Raw genomic sequence first — 17,779 nt, forward strand, 5'->3', positions numbered from 1 at the left:
GGGGCGCGAACATCCGCTACACCGCGCCCATGAACGCGCCGACATTCACCCAGACCCCCGACTTTTTGACCCGCGCCCGCGAGGCGGCGGCCAGCATTCGCCCGCTTTTGGCGCCGACGCCGATTCTGCGCAACGCCCACCTGTCGGAGCGCTACGGGGCGGACATCTACCTGAAGCGCGAGGATCTGACGCCGGTGCGCTCCTACAAGTTGCGCGGCGCGGCCAATTTCTTCCGCAAGGCGCTGGCGGCGAACCCGGACGCGCGGCAGTTCGTCTGCGCCTCCGCCGGCAACCACGCGCAAGGGTTCGCCTTCGTGTGCGCGCACCACGGTGTGAACGGCACCGTCTTCATGCCGACGACGACGCCCAAGCAGAAGATTTTCAAGACCGAGACGTTCGGCGGCGCCAACATCACCGTACGGCTGACCGGCGACACCTTCGACCAATCCTACAAGGCCGCGCGGATCTTCGCGCAGGAGACCGGCGCGGTGTTCGTGCCGCCGTTCGACCATGCGGACATCATCGAGGGTCAGGCGAGCGTCGGCCTCGAAATCCTGGACGCGCTGGACGAGGCGCCGGACATGCTGGTCGTCCCGGTGGGCGGCGGCGGTCTCGCGGCGGGCATGGTGCAGGTGTTCGAGGCGCTGTCGCCGAAGACGGAGATCGTCTTCGTGGAGCCGGCGGGCGCGCCCTCGCTGCACAAGAGCCTGATCGCCGGGCAGCGGGTGACGCTCGACAAGGTGGATTCGTTCGTCGACGGGGCGGCGGTGGCGCAGATCGGAGAGGCCAACTTCGCCGTCCTCGGCAACCGCCACCCGGCGCAGGTGACGCTCGTGCCCGAAGACCGGCTGTGCGAGACGATCCTGGAGATGCTGAACATCGAGGGTATCGTTCTGGAGCCTGCGGGCGCGCTGCAGGTGGACGCGCTGCGCTCGCTGCCGCCGGAGCGGCTGCGCGGGCGGCGGATCGTGTGCATCACGTCGGGCGGCAACTTCGACTTCGAGCGGCTGCCCGAGGTGAAGGAGCGGGCGATGCGCGCCGCGGGCACCAAGAAATATTTCATCCTGCGCCTGCCGCAGCGGCCGGGCGCACTGCGCGACTTCCTGGAGCAGCTCGGGCCGGACGACGACATCTCGCGCTTCGAGTATCTGAAGAAGTCGGCGCGCAATTTCGGCTCCATCCTCATCGGCATCGAGACGCCGGAGCGGCACAACTTCGACCGCCTGACCGCAAAGCTGGACGCGGCGGGCTTCGTCTACCGCGACATCACCGAGGACGAGATCGTGGCGGGCCTCCTGATCTGATGCTGGCACTGACGATGGGCGAACCCGCCGGAGTGGGCGGGGAGATCACGCTGGCGGCCTGGCAGGAACTGCGCGGCACCGGCCCGGCCTTCCTCCTCATCGACGATCCGGAGCGGGTCCGGGCGCTGGCCGCGCGCATGGGACTCGGCGTGCCGGTGGAGACGGTGGCGACGCCCGCCGAGGCGGGCGACGTGTTCGCGCGGGCGCTGCCGGTGCTGCCGCTCGGCATCCCGGTCAGTGCGGAGCCGGGCGTTGCGGACCCGGCGAACGCGGCGGCTGTGATCACCGCGATCCGCGAGGCGGTGCGGCTGGCGCAGGCGGGTGCGGTGGACGGGATCGTCACCAATCCGATCCACAAGGCGGTGCTGCTCGAAGGCGGCTTCCACCACCCCGGCCACACCGAGTTCCTGGCCGAGCTGGCGGGGGTGGAGCGCACGGTGATGCTGCTCGCCGGACCCGGCATCCGCGTCGTCCCGGTGACGATCCACATTCCGCTCGCCGACGTTCCGGCGGAACTGACGGCGGAGCTTCTGGAGGACACCGCCCGCATCGTCGACCGCGACATGAGGGGGATGTTCGGGCTGAAGGCGCCGCGTCTGGTGGTGGCGGGGCTGAACCCGCACGCGGGCGAGAACGGGCAGATCGGCCGCGAGGAGGTGGACCTCGTCGCCCCGGCGGTGGCGCGTCTTGCGGCGGAGGGGCTGAGCATCGAGGGGCCGCAGAGCGCGGACACGATGTTCCACGAGCGCGCCCGCGCCCGCTACGACGTGGCGCTGTGCATGTACCACGACCAGGCGCTGATCCCGATCAAGACGCTGGCCTTCGACGAGGGGGTGAACGTCACCCTCGGCCTTCCCTTCGTGCGCACGTCGCCGGACCACGGCACCGCATTCAATATTGCGGGCCAGGGCCTCGCGCGGCCTAATAGCCTGATCGCGGCGATCACCCTCGCCGACGAGCTGAGCCGAAACCGGAGAGCGTTGTGAGCCTTCCCGCCGTCCCGCGCCTTGGCGTCAACATCGACCACATCGCCACCGTGCGTAATGCGCGCGGCGGCAAGCACCCGGACCCGGTGCACGGCGCCTTTCTGGCGGCCGAGGCGGGGGCGGACGGGATCACAGCGCATCTGCGCGAAGACCGCCGCCACATCCGTGACGCCGACATCGAGCGGCTGATGGCCGAGGGCCCGCTGCCGCTGAACTTCGAGATGGCGGTGACGGACGAGATGCTGGCGATCGCCACGCGCCTTCGCCCGCACGCCTGCTGTCTCGTGCCGGAGAAGCGCGAGGAGGTGACGACCGAAGGCGGCCTGGAGGTGGCGCACGCGGCGGGGGACCTCGCCGGGTTCGTCGCCAAGCTGACGGAGGCGGGGATCCGCGTGTCGCTCTTCATCGACCCGGAGCCGGCGCAGGTTGAGGCGGCGCACCGGGTGGGCGCTCCGGTGGTGGAACTCCATACCGGCGCGTATTGCGATGCGCCGGACGCCGAGCGGGACGCGCAGTTTCAGCGCATCGTCCAGGCGGCGAAGATGGCCGAGTCGCTCGGCATCGAGTGCCATGCGGGGCACGGACTGGACTTCACGACCGCCGGCCCCGTTGCGGCGATCCCCAACATGGCCGAGCTCAACATCGGCCACTTCTTGATCGGCGCGGCGATCTTCACCGGCATCATCCCCGCGGTTCAGGAGATGAAGCGGGTGATCGCGGCGGCGCGCACGGCCGAGTAAGGCGGCGGCGGGCGAGGCTCCGCGCCGGATTGACGCGGATGTCATAGAAGCTTCGCCCAATTGTCGGCGGGGCGACATGGAGGAGCCGCTAGAGACGGGCCACCTTGTTGGAGGCCTTTATGATCCGTCTCGCACTCGGCGCGGCCGTCGCGCTACTTCCCCTCGTCGCCCCGGTTCCGGGGATCGCCACGGCCGCCGATGCGGCCGAGCCGCTGACCTATGGCGTGCGCCCGTTCGCGCTGATCGACAAGCTCGCCGACGGCCCGCTGAAGGAGAAGCTTCTCTCCTGCACCGGCCAGACCCCGAAGGCGACCACCTTCTCGATCGGCCACCGCGGCGCGCCGCTGCAGTTCCCCGAGCACAGCGTTCAGTCCAACCTCGCCGCGGCGCGTCAGGGCGCGGGCATCTTGGAGTGTGACGTCGCCTTCACGAAGGACAAGGAGCTCGTCTGCCGTCACGCCCAGAATGACCTGCATACCACCACCAATATCCTGGTGACGGATCTGGCGGACAAGTGCACCACGCCGTTCAGCGCCGCCGCCGACGGCAAGCCCGCCGCCGCCGAGTGCCGCACGTCCGACCTCACCCTCGACGAATATCTGACGCTGACGCCGAAGATGGATTCCTTCGACAAGACGGCCGAGACCGCCGAGGCCTATCAGGGCGGGATGCCGACCTGGCGCACGACGCTGTTCAACGACGGCGCCGAGCTGATGACGCACAAGCAGTCGATCGCGCTGTTCAAGTCGCTCGGCACCAAGTTCACGCCGGAGCTGAAGGATCCTGCGGTGGAGATGCCGTTCGACGGCTACACCATGGACGACTACGCCCAGCAGCTTCTGGACGAGTACACGGCGGCGGGCATCCCCGCCTCGGACGTCTTCCCGCAGTCCTTCAACTACGATGTGGTGAAGTATTGGGTGGCGAACGGCGGCGAGTTCGCCGAGCAGGCCGTCTTCCTGGTGGAGCCGGCGGACGACTGGCGCCATGACGACCCGTCGACCTGGGTGAACAGCCCGGCCGAGATCGCCGCGGCGGGGGTGAAGTATCTCGCGCCGTCGATCAACATGCTGGTGGCGCTGGGCGGCAAGGGTGACATCGTCGCCTCCGACTATGCCAAGGCCGCGCAGGAGGCGGGGCTGAAGCTGATCACGTGGTCGCTGGAGCGTTCCGGCCCGCTCTCCGGCGGCGGCGGCTGGTACTATAATTCGGTCAACGACGCGATCTCGTCGGACGCCGACTATTACAACGTGCTGAACGTTCTGGCGCAGGACGTCGGCGTCGTCGGCGTGTTCTCCGACTGGCCGGCCACGGTGACCTATTACGCCAACTGCTTCGGCCTCTGAGGCTGCGGCACCCTCCTTCGGGCGGTGCTGGAAGAGGCCGCCTTCGGGCGGCCTTTTTGCGTTGCGGTCAGGCGGTCACCAGGAGGCCCATTCCGGCGAGGATGACGACGGCCCATTTGAGCCGGCGCGCAAGGTCGCCTTCGCGCAGCAGGATGGACCCGGCGAGCACGGTGAGGAGGACGCTGACCTCGCGCACCGGCGCGACGTAGACCACCGGCGTGAAGGTGAGCGCGGTGAGGACGAGGATGTAGGCGAGCGGGGTGAAGACGGCGATGGCGAGGACGCTCCAGCGGTGGCGCGCCCACAGATCCGCCATCTCCGCCCTCCCCCTGGCGCGCGCGGCGATGGGGCCGAGCACCACCACCCGGCCGAGGCACGTCGCATAGTCCATGATGATGGGCGGGACGGCGAGGACGGCGACGGCATGCGCGTCCCACACCGTATAGGTGCCGATGAGGCCGCCGACCGCGAGGCCGAAGAGGAGCGAGGTGGAGACGTTGCGCGCCCCTCCCCGGCCGCCGCCGGTGAGGCAGAGGACGCCCGCGATGATGAGCGCCGCGCCCGCCAGCACCTGAGGCGACGCGTTCTCGCCGAGGAAGAGGATGGCGAACCCGGCGGAGAGGAACGGGCCGGTGGCGCGCGCGGTGGGGTAGACCAGCGAGAGGTCGCCTTTGCGGTAGCCGACCTGCAGCAGCATGAAATAGCCGAGGTGCAGGACGACGCTTCCGGCGATGAAGACGAGCGCCTCGGCACTGGGCGTGAAGCCGCCGTGCAGCAGGCTCCAGAGGGCGAGCGGCGCGTAGAGGACGACGGAGAGGATGCTGACGAGGAGGATCAGCGCCGGGCCGCCGTTGATGCGTTTGACGCAGAAATTCCATGTGGCGTGGCAGAAGGCGGCGGCGAGGACGAGGGAGAAGCCGAGAGGTGTCATCGAGGACCTGAGGTGACGGGCCGAATGGCTGTGAGCCAGATGGCAGCGGGCCAGGGGTGCCGCGCCGCGTGGGCGGCGAGACGGGTGGGGTGGTGCGGGCGCACGACATCGCGCCCTGTCCATCCCCTCTGGCTTTTTCGTCCTCGGGTGTCCGCCAGCTTGCCCGGTTTGCGCCGGGCCGCGGCTCATCGCGGCGCTCGGTCCAGCTTGCGCGGATGCGCAACGGAACCCTAGCCGCACATGGATCGGCCCCTGTTCTCTAGCAGCCGGTGCACCGATATGAAAGGGCGAGAGAAAAAGGGAGCCGTCATGACCGACGCCGAACGCACCGAACTGGAGGCCGCCGCCTTCCGCCGTCTGGTGAACCACCTGCGCGAACGCCCGGACGTGCAGAACATCGACCTCATGAATCTCGCCGGGTTCTGCCGCAACTGCCTGTCGCGCTGGTACGGCGAGGAGGCCGAGGCGCGCGGCATCGCGGTCGACAAGGAGGCCGCGCGAGAGGAGGTGTACGGGATGCCTTACGCGGAGTGGAAGGCGAAGTATCAGACCGAATCCAGCGACGCGCAGAAGGCCGCGTTCGAGGCTGTGCCGAAGCACTGAGGCCGGGGCTGGTCGCTCGTCGGCAGGAAGGCGCAGGCTGCGCCTTCCGACAGCGTGCGGACGAAATGTCACGCCGATTTTAGGCTTCGTGCAATGGCCTCGGCGATCCTCAGAATGTTTTAAGAATGAGAGGGATCGCTGCCATCCCACCCGTTCATTTTAGTACTATCTTGCGTGAGTCACAATTTCGTGATGCTCTTATTGCCTCGACTTGTGCCTGAGTTCTGACGTAATTTGAGAAATGAAATCCTTTTCATCGTATCTTGTTCGTTCAAGATTCGAAGGTTTTTCTCACATATGGTGAGGAGGCGGGATGGTCGGCGAAACGCGGCAGTTCTGGAACGGACAGCTGGAGCATGCTGCCATCATCCCCGATTTTGCCGCGTGGCAAGACCGTCACGAGGCGCTGTCGGCGCAGGCGGATGCACTTGGTATGCCGGAGAGGATCCCGACGGGGGCGGACGACCTGCAGGCGCTGTGGCGCACCAAGCTCGGCAGGGCGTCGCACGGGCTCCTCTACATCCACGGCGGCTTCTGGCGGCGCTACGCGGCTCACGACTTTTCCTTCGTCGCCGAAACGGCGGCGGCCGCCAATGTCACCTTCTACAATGTCGACTATCGGCTGGTTCCGCTGGTGCGGATGAAGGAGGCGGTGGACGATGTGGTCGCCGCATGCGCCATCGCGCGGGAGGCGTGTGACCGGCTCGTGGTGGTCGGCCACTCGGCAGGGGCGCATCTTGCCGTCGAAGCAGCGATGCGCATGGAGAGGCCGCCCGACCACGTCGTCGCGATCAGCGGGATCTACGACCTCGCCCCGCTGAGGTTCGCGTTCATCCAGGACGAGCTCGGATTGTCCGACGAAGAGGTCGCCACGTTCTCACCGATCTTCCGGGCCGCGTCCATGCCGTGCCCGGTTCACATCAGGGTGGGAGCGGCGGAGACGGCGGAATTCCAGCGCCAATCGGTCCGCTTCTTCGAGACGGTGAGCGAGGCGGGCCGCACTGCGACGATCGAATTCATGCAGGCCCATCACCATTCCAGCATCGTCGCCGAGCTTGCCGATTCCAATACCGTCCTCTCGCATCTGGTGCAGTCGCTGCTGCACTGAGGCGCCCTCGCGGGCCTCGCCGCGCTCGCAACGCCCGCCGCCTCGCTTCTCCCTTATCGCGCCGACCGCCCCGCTTCGCCCGCCTGTGCCGACGCCGATTTGCCGGCGCGCCGATTGCGGAGAGGACACTGCACGATTGCAAGAGCCGCGCGGACAGGCCACCATCTGCGGATGCGCCCGCGCAAGACGGGGGTGGGACTGACCGCGCGACGGGTGAGGCTGATGGGATCGACATTCGAGATCGCGGTTCTGGCGGGGGACGGGATCGGCGCGGAGGTGACACCGTCCGCGCTCGTCGTCGCGTCGGAGGCGATGGCGGCGGCCGGCGGGCCGAAGCTCGTGCTGAACGCGCAGCCCGCCGGGGCGGCGCACTTCCAGCACACCGGCAGCGCGCTACCGGAGGAGACGCTGCGCGCGTGCGAGGCGGCGGACGCGATCTATCTCGGCGCCATGGGCCTGCCGGATGTGCGCTATCCGGACGGCACGGAGATCACGCCGCAGATCGCCCTGCGCATCCATTTCGACCTTTATGCCGGGCTGCGGCCGACGCGGGCGATCCCCGGTGTCCCGGCGACGCTCGCCGATCCCGAGGCCGGGCGGATCGACTTCGCCCTGGTGCGCGAGTCCACCGAGGGGCTTTTCGCCTCCTACGGCAAGGGCGAGGTGGAGGGCGACCGGGCGCGCGACACGCAGGTGATCACCCGCGAGGCGACGTTGCGGGTCAGCCGCTTCGCCTTCGACCTCGCCGTCCAGCGCGGGGCCCGCGGCGACGGCGCGTCCGGCGCAGCGGTGACGCTGGTGGACAAGGCCAACGTCTTCGCCTCGTTCGCCTTCATGCGGCGGGTGTTCGATGAGGTCGCGGCAGGCTATCCCGCGGTCACGCCGCACCATCTTTATGTCGATGCGGCCGCCCTCGCCTTCGTCACCAAGCCGTGGACGTTCGATGTGATCGTGACCGAGAACATGTTCGGGGACATCCTGTCGGACCTCGCGGCGGGGCTGGTGGGCGGCATGGGCTATGCGCCGTCCGCCGACATCGGCGATCGGCACGCGGTGTTTCAGCCGGCGCACGGGTCCGCGCCGGACATCATGGGGACGGGGCGGGCCAACCCGACGGCGGCGATCCTCTCCGCGGCGCTGATGCTGGACTGGCTCGGCCAGCGCCACGGCATGACCGCGGCGACGGACGCGGCGATGCTGATCAACCGCGCGGTGGATGCCGCCTTCGCGGACGGCGGCCTTCGCACCGCCGAGCATGGCGGCAGCGCCGGTGTGCGCGAGGTGACGGACCACGTGCTCGACCATCTGCGCCAGTCGACCACGCCTTCGGTGTCGACCCCCGCGGCGCCGCCCCTTTTGTAGGCGGTCCGCTCGCCGTGCGGTGAGGCGGCCTCCAGAGGCGCAGCCGGAGGCGTGAGCCGCCGACGTTCGGCCGCCGCGGTTCAGGTGAGCGGGAGGGCGGCGCGGATGGTGCCGTCCGGCTCGCGCTCGGCCTGCCCTCCCAATTCCAGTTCCACCAGCGCCGCGGTGACGAGACCGGCCGGAAGCCCCGTCGCGCGGATCAGCATGTCGAGCGGCACCGCCGTCAGCGACAGGGCGGTGGCGACGGTGGTGATGGCGTCGGCGGGCATCTCCTGCGGCAGGCGGGCGCCCGTGTCGGCGGCGTCGTCGAAGATGTCCGGCGCTTCGGCGAAACCTGGGAGCATTGGCGCGTCGGTGGTGCCGATCGCGTCCATGACGTCGCGCGCGGTGGTGGCGAGGCCTGCGCCGTCCTTCAGCAGCGCCAGGCAGCCGGCGGCGCGCGGGTCGAGCGGCGATCCGGGCACGGCGAACACGTCGCGCCCTGCGGCGGCGGCGAAGTTGGCGGTGTGGAGCGAGCCGGAGCGCGCCGCGGCCTCCACCACCAGGACACCGCGCGAGAGGCCCGCGATGAGGCGATTGCGCCGCACGAAGAGCCGCGCCGTGGGTTCCACGCCGAGCGGCATCTCGGACAGGATGGCGCCGTCCTCGGCGATTGCGGCGTGGAGGTCGGCGTTGGCCTCGGGGCGCGGCTTGTCGACCCCGCCGGCGACCACGGCGACGGTGCCGGTGGGGAGCGCGCCGCGGTGGGCCTCGGCGTCGATGCCGAGCGCCAGGCCCGAGGCGACGGTCCACCCCTCGCGCCCGAACTCCGCGGACCAGGTCCGGGCGATGGTGCGCCCGGCGGCCGAGGCCTGGCGCGAGCCGACGACGCCGATGGTGGGCCGCGCCGCCAGCGACAGGTCGCCGAGGACCGCGATCACGGGCGGCGGACCGTCGATCTCGGCCAGGAGCGCGGGGTAGGCGCGGCCGCCGAAATAGACGAAGTGGGCGCCGGTGCGGTTGGCGGCGGCCATCTCCCGCTCGATCAGCGCCGGCTCGGCGACGGCGATGGGGCGGCGCAGGCCCCCCGCGGCGGCGAGGTCCGGCAGGGCGGCGAGGGCCGCGGCGGCGGTGCCGAAGCGGCGCATCAGGGTGTGGAAGGTCTCCGGCCCGACATTTTCCGAGCGGATGAGGCGCAGCCAGTCGAACTCTTCGGCGTGGCTGGCGGGCGGCTTCATTTCTTGCCGATCCGGCTTTCCTCACCCTTCATGAGGCGGGCGATGTTGGCGCGGTGCTTGAACCAGAGGAGCGCGGTGAGGACGCCGAAGACTTCGGCATATTGGATCTCGCCCCGGACGGCGAGGATGAAGGGCACGCACAAGGAGCCGAGGAGCGCCGACAGCGACGAGTAGCGCGTGACGATGGCGGTGGTGAGCCAGATGCCGCACAGAGCGAGGCCGGTGGGCCAGGAGGCGGCCAGGAGCACGCCGATATAGGTGGCGACGCCCTTTCCGCCGCGGAAGCCGAGCCAGACCGGGAAGAGATGGCCGAGGAAGGCGCCCAGCGCCGCGGTGACGACGAAATCCGCCCCGCCATAGTGCCAGCCGAGGAGCACCGGAACGGCGCCCTTCAGCGCGTCCAGCACCAGGGTGGCGGCGGCGATGTCCTTGCGGCCCGTGCGCAGGACGTTGGTGGCGCCGATGTTGCCGGAGCCGATCTTGCGCACGTCCCCCAGCCCGGCGAGGCGGGTGAGGATGAGGCCGAAGGGGATCGACCCCGACAGGTAGCTGAGGGCGAAGACGGCGGCGAAGTACGGCCACACGGCGGCCCAACTGATCGGATCCGGCATCCTCTCCCCAAGGACTATCAACCATATTGGGGCGATGAGTGGCCGAAAGCGGAGGCGGACGCAAGTCAGCCGTTGATGCTGACGGCGGGGACGGTTACATCTTACCGACGGACGGGTGTGAGGGTCCGTTAGTGGGGATGCCGCGTTGCACAAGACGATGGACGACACGCTGAACCGGCGCGTCGGCATTCGCCGCGCGGCGGAGCCCGTGCCGGCTCCCGTGCGTCCGCAGACCTATGCCGGTCTGAACACCTATGCGTCGGACCCGGTGCTGACCGCGGCGCTCGATTCGACGCTCGACGAGGCGACAGAGGACAAGCTGAAGGCGCTCGGGGCCTATTGGGGTTCGGCCGAAGCGCAAGAGGTCGCGCGGATCGCCAGCGCCAGCCCGCCGCAGCTTCGCCGTACGGACTTCGACGGCTACCGCGTCGACCAGGTGGAGCTTCACCCCGCCTTCCATGCTCTGGTGAACCGCAGCGTCACCGCGGGGCTCGCCTGCTCGGCCTGGGAGGACGGGGAGGACCGCCGCCAGCACCGCCTGCGCGCCGCCGGGCTCTATCTCACCGCGCAGTGTGATCGCGGCCACCTCACCTTGGTCTCGTCCACCCATGCATCGGTCGCCGCGTTGGCCTATGCCAGCGACCTCGAGGCGGAGCTGTTCCCGCTGATCGCCACCCGCCGCTATGACCGCAAGGCCGTGCCGCTGGCCGAGAAGGACGGCGCGACGGTGACTTTGGCGCTGACCGAGCGCGACACAGGCGCCGACCGCGCGGCGATGACGATGCGCGGCGAGATCATCGGCGGCGACCGCATGAGGGTGACGGGCGACAAATGGTTCGTCGCCGCGCCGACGGCCGATGCCGCACTGGTGCTCGCCCGCACGATCGAGGGGCCGACGGCCGCGCTCGTTCCGCGCTACGCACCGGAGAACGAAGGCACGGTGGAGATCGACGCGCTGCGCGACGTGGGCGGGCTGCGCTCGCAGGCGATCGCGGCGGTCGCCTTCCACGGGTCGACGGGGCGGATCCTGGGCGAGCCGGGGCGCGGCCTCACCGTGCTGCGGGACGTGCGCACGCTGCTGCAGCTCGACTGCGCGATCATGGCCGCGGGGACGATGCGCGCGGCGGTTGGCCGTGCGGTGCACCACGCGCGCTACCGCGAATCCTTCGGCAAGCTCCTCGTCAACCACCCGCTGCATGCGCGCGTTCTGGCCGATCTGGCGCTGGAGAGTGCGGCCCACACCGCGCTCGCCATGCGCGTCGCCGCCGCGTTCGACCAGGCGTTCGAGCGGGACGGCGACCATGCTCTGGCCCGCCTCGTCACCCCCGCCGCGCGGCTTTATGCGATGACCGTTGCGCCGCAGGTGACGATGGCGGCCGCCGATGCGATCGGCGCCTCAGCGTTCGACGCCGCGCACCCCGTGGCGCGGATGCATGCGGACATGGGCGCCCTCTCCATCTGGGACGGGACGGCGAGCGAGGCGGCGATGGACCTCGCCACCCAGGTGGGCCGCGACCAGACGGTGTTGCAGGACGCGCTGGGCGAGCTCGGCGGCGATCTCGGCAACGCCAATGCGGACCTGATCGAGGACACGCTGGAGCTGGGCGAGAGGGCGGCGGGCGACGTCACCCTGGCGCGCGCCTTCGGCGAGCAGCTGGCGATGGTGGCGGCGGCCTCGGCGATGCGGCGCAACCTGCCGCGGGTGATCGCCGACGCCTATATCGCGACGCGCCTGCGCGAACGCTTCCGCGCCGGGTTCGGCACGCTGGACGGCCGCTTCGACGCCGCCGCGATCATCGACTTCATCGTCCCGGAAGACTGAGTCGGGCGGGGCGCCCCCCCAACTGATCCGCGCCACAGACCGCGACGCCATTCCATCGATCGTTTCCCGTTTTCGGAGCGGGTCAGGGTCAAGCACCCGCCCGGACCCACGCGCAGCCCGTCTTGGGGGCGAGCATGGGGAGGACGGGTGCTTGACGCTGTCACGGTCCGACCCAGCCTTGACGCTGACGCTTCAGTCCTTCTTCAGGACGGAACGGCTGCCTGCCGGCGAGGCGGAGTGGAGCGCGAGGAGGGGAACCCTCCTCGCTGAGGCCGCGCCCGTCGCGACATGCCCCCCGTAAAGGCGCGGCGTTATCAGTCGCCCCTGTAGGCGTCGTCGGCGGCGCGCGCGGCGGGCGTGCGGCGGGAGGGGTCGCCGTAGCCGCCGCCGCCGGGGGTCAGCACCTCGATCCAGTCGCCCTCGTGGAGCACGTAGCCTTCACCCTTGGAGAGATGCTCGGGCGTGGTCACGCGCCCCGCCTGACCGATGCGGATGCGGTTGGGAAGCCCCGCCTCGCCGCCCAGGATGCCGGGGGGGCCGAAGCGGCCGTGCTCCATCAGGAACGAGGCCTTCCCCTCCCCGCGCAGCATGCGGAAGCGGTAGTCGAGGCCGTAGCCGCCGCGGTGCTCTCCGGCGCCGGCCGACCCCTCGCGGATGTTGTAGCGCTCGAACAGGAGCGGATAGCGCTGCTCCAGGATCTCGACCGGCTGGTTCTTGGAGATGCCGATGGTGGAGCAGCCGTTGGTGAGGCCGTCGCCGCCCCACCAGCCGCCGTAGCCGCCGCCCGAGAAGGTGTACATGATGTAGTTCTGGCCGGTGGCGGGGTCGTAGCCGCCCAGCGACAGGTTGCCGGACGAGCCGGCGCCCGCGGCAAAGAGTTTGCCGGGGATCGCCTCGGCCAAGGTGAGGCACACCGCTTCCACGATGCGCTGGGAGGTTTCGGACGCGCACCCCGCAACGGGGCGCGGCTCCTCGGCTTTCAAGAACGTCCCTTCGGTGCCGGTGACGGTGAGCGGGGCGAAGCAGCCGGCGTTCATCGGCAGGTCCGGGAAGATGTGCTTGATGGCGACATAGACCGCCGAGAGGGTGGACGCCCAGACCGAGTTCATCGGCCCGCGGCAGGGCGGCGAGGAGCGGGCGAAGTCGAGAGTGAGGTCCGACCCCGCGACGGTGGCGGTGCAGGCGATCTCGAGCGGCGCGTCGACCACGCCGTCGGAATCCATGTAGGCGCTGGCGCTGTAGGTTCCGTCGGGGATGGCGGCGACGTGGGCGCGCATCAGCGCTTCGCCGCGGCGCTCCAGCTCGGCGATGGCGGCCTCCACGGTGGCCTCGCCGTAGCGATCGAGGAGCGCGGTGAGGCGCTTCACCCCGGTGGCGAGCGCCGCGATCTGGGCCTTGATGTCGCCGATCCGCTCGGACGACACGCGCACGTTGGCGAGGACGATGCGGATGATGTCCTCGTCCATCGCGCCCTCGCGCACGAGGCGCACCGGGGGAAGGCGCAGGCCCTCCTGATAGATCTCGGTGGCGGTGGAGTTGAACCCGCCGGGGACCATGCCGCCGGTGTCGGGCCAGTGGCCGGTGTTAGCGAGGTAGCACCAGAGGCGGCCGCGATAGTAGAAGGGCCGCACCATCTTCACGTCCATGAGGTGGGTGCCGCCCATGTAGGGGTCGTTCACCAGCACCACGTCGCCGTCCTTCAGGTCGGTTCGGTCGGCGATGACGGCGCGGGTGGTCTCCTGCATGACGCCGAGGAAGATGGGTAGCCCCATGGCGCCCTGGGCGATCATGCGCCCGTCCTCGCGGTGGTAGATGCCGTTGGAGCGGTCCAGCCCCTCGGAGATGACGGGCGAGAAGGAGGTCTTCTCGTGGACGAGGTCCATTTCCGAGCAGACCTGCTGCAGCCCCTTCTCGATCACCGTGAGGGTGACCGGGTCGATCCCGGAGGTGGAGGTGGCGGAGGTGGTGGCGGCGCGGTCCATCAGGAAAGCTCCACGATGATGTTGCCGACGTGGTCGATGGTGGCGCGGCTGCCGGGGTCCAGCACCAGGGTGGAGTCGGCCTGCTCGACGATGGCGGGGCCGTCGATCACCGCGTCGGCGGGAAGGTGTTCGCGCAGGTAGATGGCGGCGTCGTGCCATTCGCCGGCGAAGAAGGCGCGGCGGGTGCCCTGGTGCGCGGCTTCCATGGAGCCGCCGGAGGGGGCGAAGACGGCGAGGTCCACCTTCTCGCGCAGGCCGACGATGGTGGTGCGCACGTTGGCGAGGATGGGCACCATCTCGGGAAATTCCAGCTCGAAGCGGGTGCGGTAGGCCTCCGCGAAGGCGGCGAGCACGGCCGCGGCGTCGAAGCGGTCGCCGGTGATGGGGACGCGCAGGACGTGGGTCTGGCCTTTGTAGAGGAGGTCGGCCTCGTGGATGATCTCGACCCTCCGGACGGCGACCTTCTCGCGCTCCAGGAGGGCGCGGCCGGCGCCGGCCTGGGCGGCGAGTATTGCGTCGACCGCGCCCGGCTGAAGGGCGGCGACGGGGGTGCTGACGGTCTGCACGAAGTCGTGGCGGACATCGGCGAGGATGCAGCCGAGGGCGGAGGTGAGGCCGGGGAAGCGCGGCACGACGATGCGCGGGATGCCGAGTTCGCGGGCGATCTCGACGGCGTGGAGCGGTCCGGCCCCGCCGAAGGGCATGTAGGCGAAGTCGCGCGGGTCGTGGCCCTTTTCGATGGAGACGAGGCGGATGGCCCCGGCGAGCTCGGCGATGGCGATCTTGACGATCGCGTCGGCGGCGCCTGTGGCGTCGAGGCCCAGCGGCGCGCCGAGGGCGTCCAGCGCGGACTCGACCGCGGCGAGCGGTGCCTCCCCCGCCCCGGTCACGGCGCCGGGATTGAGGCGGCCGAGGTGGAAGTTGGCGTCGGTGATGGTGGGGACGGTGCCGCCGCGGCCGTAGCCGATGGGCCCCGGCGTGGAGCCTGCGCTTTCGGGGCCGACGCGCAGCATGCCGGCCGCGTCGATGGTGGCCAGCGACCCGCCGCCGGCGCCGACGGTGTGGATGTCGATCATGGGAATGCGGATCGGCACCCCGTAGGCGAGGTCCTTCTCGGCGGAGATGACGGGTTCGCCGCCGACCACCAGGGCGACGTCGAAGGAGGTGCCGCCCATGTCGCCGGTGATGATGTTGGCGTGGCCTGAGGCGCCGGCGATGGCGGCGGCGGCGAGCACCCCGGCGGCGGGTCCGCTCATGACGGTCTGCACCGCCTGCTCGGCGACGAGGGAGGCGGCGAGCATCCCCCCGTTGGCCTGCATGACGAGGAGTTCGTTGCGGAATCCGCGCCCCGCCAGCTCGCTCGCGACGGAGGTGATGTAGCGGGAGACGATGGGGCCGATGCCGGCGTGGATGGCGGCGGTCGAGGCGCGCTCGAACTCGCGCACCTCGCGGATGATCTCGTGCCCGGCGACGACGTGCTCGTTGGGCCAGATCGCGCGCACGATGGCGGCGGCGCGGGCCTCGTGGGCATCGTTCACGTAGGAATGCATGAAATGGACGACGACGCTTTCCACCCCTTCGGCCAGCAGGGCGCGGGCCTCGCGCTCCACGGCCGCCTCGTCGAGCGGGACCACCACGGCGCCGGTGGCGTCGATCCTTTCGGCCACCTCGCGGCGGAGGCGGCGGGGGATGAGGGGCGTGAAGTTGCCGGAGAGGCCGTAGGGCTTGGGCCGGGTGCGGCGGCCGAGTTCCAGCGTGTCGCGGAAGCCTGCCGTGGTGATGATGCCGGTGGGGGCGTTCTTGCGTTCCAGGACCGCGTTGGTTCCGGCAGTGGTGCCGTGGACCAGCCAGTCAATGGCGCCTGGGGCGACGGCGAGGCGGTCGATCCCGTCGAGGAAGCCGCGCGCGCGGTCGTCGGTGGTGGTGGGGACCTTGGCGGTGCGGAAGGTCGACGCGGCGGCGTCGAGCAGCAGGAAGTCGGTGAAGGTTCCGCCGACATCGACCCCGACGCTGAGCGTCATTGCGTTGCCTCGGTCATGGCGTTCCCCCGTCCCCGGCGGCCCCCTCTGGGCTGCGTCGACGACGATGGAAGCGCCGGTGCGCGGTGCTGTCAACGCGCGCGGAAGTTGTTTGAGCGCAAATGATCAGCGACGATGCGTCCTGCCCGCAATTGAGGCGGTCCCGCCTGCCGCGCAACGCTCACGGGGAGCGGGTCCCCTCAGCCTGATCGCTGGAGCCGGTCGTCGCGCAAATCCCTTGGCGGAGGCGGTGGTACGCGCGCAAGGAGCCGCAGGCCGGCTTCAGCCGCTTGTCCTTGCGCGTGTGCCGCCGTCTCTGCCACGCGGTGCAGCGTGACGGCTGGATCTAGTGATCAGGCGGCCCCTGATCGCTGGTGAGGCCCGAGCCCGCCGGAGGCTGAGGCGTTCCCGAAGCGCGCGGCGCCCCCCTCCCCGTCAGCGGCAGTTGCGCAGTTGGAAGGCGTAGGAGCTTGCCATGTTGGCGGTGCGGGTGGCGCCCTTCTGGGCGACGGCGGAGCGGCGCCAGGTGCCGCGCGCATAGCCCGACCAGCCGGAATGATAGCTGAGATAGAGCGAGTAGGCGTCGTCGCGGGGGACGCCGTAGCGGTTCACCGTCTTGGCGTAGTACCAGCCGATGAAGTCGACGCTGTCGCCGAAGTCGGTGCGGCGCGCGAGGCTGCGTCCGGTTTCCTTGCGGTACTGGTCCCAGGTGCCGTTGAGGGCCTGGCTGTAACCGAACGCGGAGGACGGGCGCTTCCAGGGGATGATCCCGAGGATTTTGGAGCGCGGCGGCCGGGCATCCCCGTCGAAGCCGGATTCGACGCGCATGGTGGCCATGAGGACGTGGACGGGTATGCCGTGGCGGCGTTCGGCGCGCTTGGCTTCGCTGTACCAGTCGTTGAAGAAGCCGGACCGCTGGCCGAAGACGGCGCACACGTCGTTGATCGACTGGGGCGGCCGGCTGGCGCAGCCGGCGAGGCCCAGAAGCACGATCGCGAGCAGGATGGCGGTACGGCGGTGTCCCATGGGACGGGATGCTAGCGCGCGGGCCGTAAAGGCCGATTTGCGGTGATGCGCGCAATTACATCGACTGGGCGAAAAATCAGAATGCCGCCTCGGCTGCGGCTTCGGACGATGCTGTTCTGGTGGAGACCGACAGACCCGGAGTGACCGAAGATGGTGGGCGGTACTGGGATTGAACCAGTGACCCCTTCGATGTCAACGAAGTGCTCTCCCGCTGAGCTAACCGCCCCGCCGTCGGTGAAGGGGGCTATACAGACCCTTCCCAGGGCCTGCAAGAGGTTTTTTCCGCCTCAGGCATATTCCAGCATGCGGCCAACCTCGCGCACGAGCTCGCGCAGGTGGAAGGGTTTGGAGAGGACCTTGGCGCCGCGCGGGGTGCGATGCTCACCGTCGAGGGCGACGGCGGCGAAGCCGGTGATGAACATCACCGCGAGGTCGGGGTCGAGGCGGGTGGCGCGCCGCGCCAGCTCCACGCCGTTCATGTTGGGCATGACGATATCGGTGAGGAGGAGCGAGAAGGGCTCCTCCTGCAAACGGGCATAGGCGGTCTCACCGTCGTCGACGGCGACGACGTCGTAACCTGCCCGCTCCAGAGCGCGCTCCAGGAAGCGGCGCATATCTTCGTCGTCTTCAGCCAGCAAAATCCGCACGATGGTTCACCGCGGCCGGTCGGCACCGCGTCCCTTGTTTTGTTCGACGGGACACACTGTGCGGGCGCGCCATTTA

The 17,779-nt window shown here is 69.9% G+C and carries 15 protein-coding genes and 1 tRNA gene; 8 read left to right on the forward strand and 8 right to left on the reverse strand.

All coding sequences use genetic code 11. The features are described 5' to 3' along the window. Positions 1 to 65: 65 nt before the first annotated feature. The 4 genes from ilvA to BIX52_RS02110 all read left to right on the forward strand — a co-directional run bounded on the left by ilvA (position 66) and on the right by BIX52_RS02110 (position 4,376). The gene (ilvA, locus tag BIX52_RS02095) at positions 66 to 1,304 is read left to right on the forward strand and encodes a threonine ammonia-lyase IlvA (protein WP_075220108.1); all 1,239 of its coding nucleotides are present in this window, start codon (positions 66 to 68) and stop codon (positions 1,302 to 1,304) included. Then, positions 1,304 to 2,290, forward strand: coding sequence for a 4-hydroxythreonine-4-phosphate dehydrogenase PdxA (pdxA, locus tag BIX52_RS02100; RefSeq protein ID WP_075219331.1), 987 nt, complete (start codon positions 1,304 to 1,306; stop codon positions 2,288 to 2,290). The genes ilvA and pdxA overlap by 1 nt, the downstream gene beginning before the upstream one ends. Continuing rightward, positions 2,287 to 3,030: a pyridoxine 5'-phosphate synthase gene (locus BIX52_RS02105; protein WP_075219332.1), complete on the forward strand. Its 744-nt coding sequence runs from the start codon at positions 2,287 to 2,289 to the stop codon at positions 3,028 to 3,030. Before pdxA ends, BIX52_RS02105 begins: the two co-directional genes overlap by 4 nt. A gap of 119 nt (positions 3,031 to 3,149) precedes the next feature. Beyond that, positions 3,150 to 4,376, forward strand: a complete 1,227-nt coding sequence (locus BIX52_RS02110) for a glycerophosphodiester phosphodiesterase family protein (RefSeq protein ID WP_075219333.1) — start codon at positions 3,150 to 3,152, stop codon at positions 4,374 to 4,376. Between the two features lie 67 nt (positions 4,377 to 4,443). On the opposite strand, the gene BIX52_RS02115 is transcribed toward BIX52_RS02110, so the two are convergent. After that, positions 4,444 to 5,307 carry a DMT family transporter gene (locus BIX52_RS02115; protein ID WP_075219334.1) on the reverse strand — a complete coding sequence of 288 codons (864 nt, stop codon included), beginning with the start codon at positions 5,305 to 5,307 and terminating at the stop codon, positions 4,444 to 4,446. A 309-nt stretch (positions 5,308 to 5,616) separates the two neighbouring features. Between BIX52_RS02115 and BIX52_RS02120 the strand changes: the two genes are divergently transcribed. The 3 genes from BIX52_RS02120 (at position 5,617) to BIX52_RS02130 (ending at position 8,380) form a co-directional block, all read left to right on the forward strand. Beyond that, positions 5,617 to 5,910 carry a DUF1244 domain-containing protein gene (locus BIX52_RS02120; RefSeq protein ID WP_075219335.1) on the forward strand — a complete coding sequence of 98 codons (294 nt, stop codon included), beginning with the start codon at positions 5,617 to 5,619 and terminating at the stop codon, positions 5,908 to 5,910. Positions 5,911 to 6,223: 313 nt separating this feature from the next. Further along, positions 6,224 to 7,018 carry an alpha/beta hydrolase gene (locus BIX52_RS02125; RefSeq protein ID WP_075219336.1) on the forward strand — a complete coding sequence of 265 codons (795 nt, stop codon included), beginning with the start codon at positions 6,224 to 6,226 and terminating at the stop codon, positions 7,016 to 7,018. A gap of 222 nt (positions 7,019 to 7,240) precedes the next feature. Continuing rightward, positions 7,241 to 8,380 carry an isocitrate/isopropylmalate dehydrogenase family protein gene (locus BIX52_RS02130; RefSeq protein WP_075219337.1) on the forward strand — a complete coding sequence of 380 codons (1,140 nt, stop codon included), beginning with the start codon at positions 7,241 to 7,243 and terminating at the stop codon, positions 8,378 to 8,380. A gap of 80 nt (positions 8,381 to 8,460) precedes the next feature. Here BIX52_RS02130 and dprA read toward each other — a convergent pair whose 3' ends face one another. Further along, the gene (gene dprA / locus BIX52_RS02135; protein ID WP_075219338.1) at positions 8,461 to 9,597 is read right to left on the reverse strand and encodes a DNA-processing protein DprA; all 1,137 of its coding nucleotides are present in this window, start codon (positions 9,595 to 9,597) and stop codon (positions 8,461 to 8,463) included. Next, positions 9,594 to 10,208, reverse strand: a complete 615-nt coding sequence (plsY, locus tag BIX52_RS02140; RefSeq protein WP_075219339.1) for a glycerol-3-phosphate 1-O-acyltransferase PlsY — start codon at positions 10,206 to 10,208, stop codon at positions 9,594 to 9,596. The genes dprA and plsY overlap by 4 nt, the downstream gene beginning before the upstream one ends. 145 nt (positions 10,209 to 10,353) lie before the next feature. Here plsY and BIX52_RS02145 point away from each other — a divergent pair, with 145 nt between their 5' ends. After that, positions 10,354 to 12,030 carry an acyl-CoA dehydrogenase family protein gene (locus BIX52_RS02145; RefSeq protein WP_083659947.1) on the forward strand — a complete coding sequence of 559 codons (1,677 nt, stop codon included), beginning with the start codon at positions 10,354 to 10,356 and terminating at the stop codon, positions 12,028 to 12,030. 314 nt (positions 12,031 to 12,344) lie between these two features. On the opposite strand, the gene BIX52_RS02150 is transcribed toward BIX52_RS02145, so the two are convergent. The 5 genes from BIX52_RS02150 to cpdR all read right to left on the reverse strand — a co-directional run bounded on the left by BIX52_RS02150 (position 12,345) and on the right by cpdR (position 17,706). Beyond that, a complete protein-coding gene (locus BIX52_RS02150; protein WP_075219340.1) occupies positions 12,345 to 14,012 on the reverse strand; it encodes a hydantoinase B/oxoprolinase family protein in 1,668 nt (555 codons plus the stop codon). Further along, a complete protein-coding gene (locus tag BIX52_RS02155; protein ID WP_075219341.1) occupies positions 14,012 to 16,033 on the reverse strand; it encodes a hydantoinase/oxoprolinase family protein in 2,022 nt (673 codons plus the stop codon). The genes BIX52_RS02150 and BIX52_RS02155 overlap by 1 nt, the downstream gene beginning before the upstream one ends. A gap of 432 nt (positions 16,034 to 16,465) precedes the next feature. After that, a complete protein-coding gene (locus BIX52_RS02160) occupies positions 16,466 to 17,056 on the reverse strand; it encodes a transglycosylase SLT domain-containing protein (protein ID WP_075219342.1) in 591 nt (196 codons plus the stop codon). Positions 17,057 to 17,207: 151 nt separating this feature from the next. Next, a tRNA-Val gene (locus tag BIX52_RS02165) sits at positions 17,208 to 17,282 on the reverse strand. Between the two features lie 61 nt (positions 17,283 to 17,343). Continuing rightward, a complete protein-coding gene (gene cpdR / locus BIX52_RS02170; protein ID WP_075219343.1) occupies positions 17,344 to 17,706 on the reverse strand; it encodes a cell cycle two-component system response regulator CpdR in 363 nt (120 codons plus the stop codon). Positions 17,707 to 17,779: the final 73 nt, after the last annotated feature.

Origin of the sequence: Acuticoccus yangtzensis (genome assembly GCF_001927245.1) — a bacterium.
Classification (GTDB): Bacteria; Pseudomonadota; Alphaproteobacteria; order Rhizobiales; family Amorphaceae; genus Acuticoccus; species Acuticoccus yangtzensis.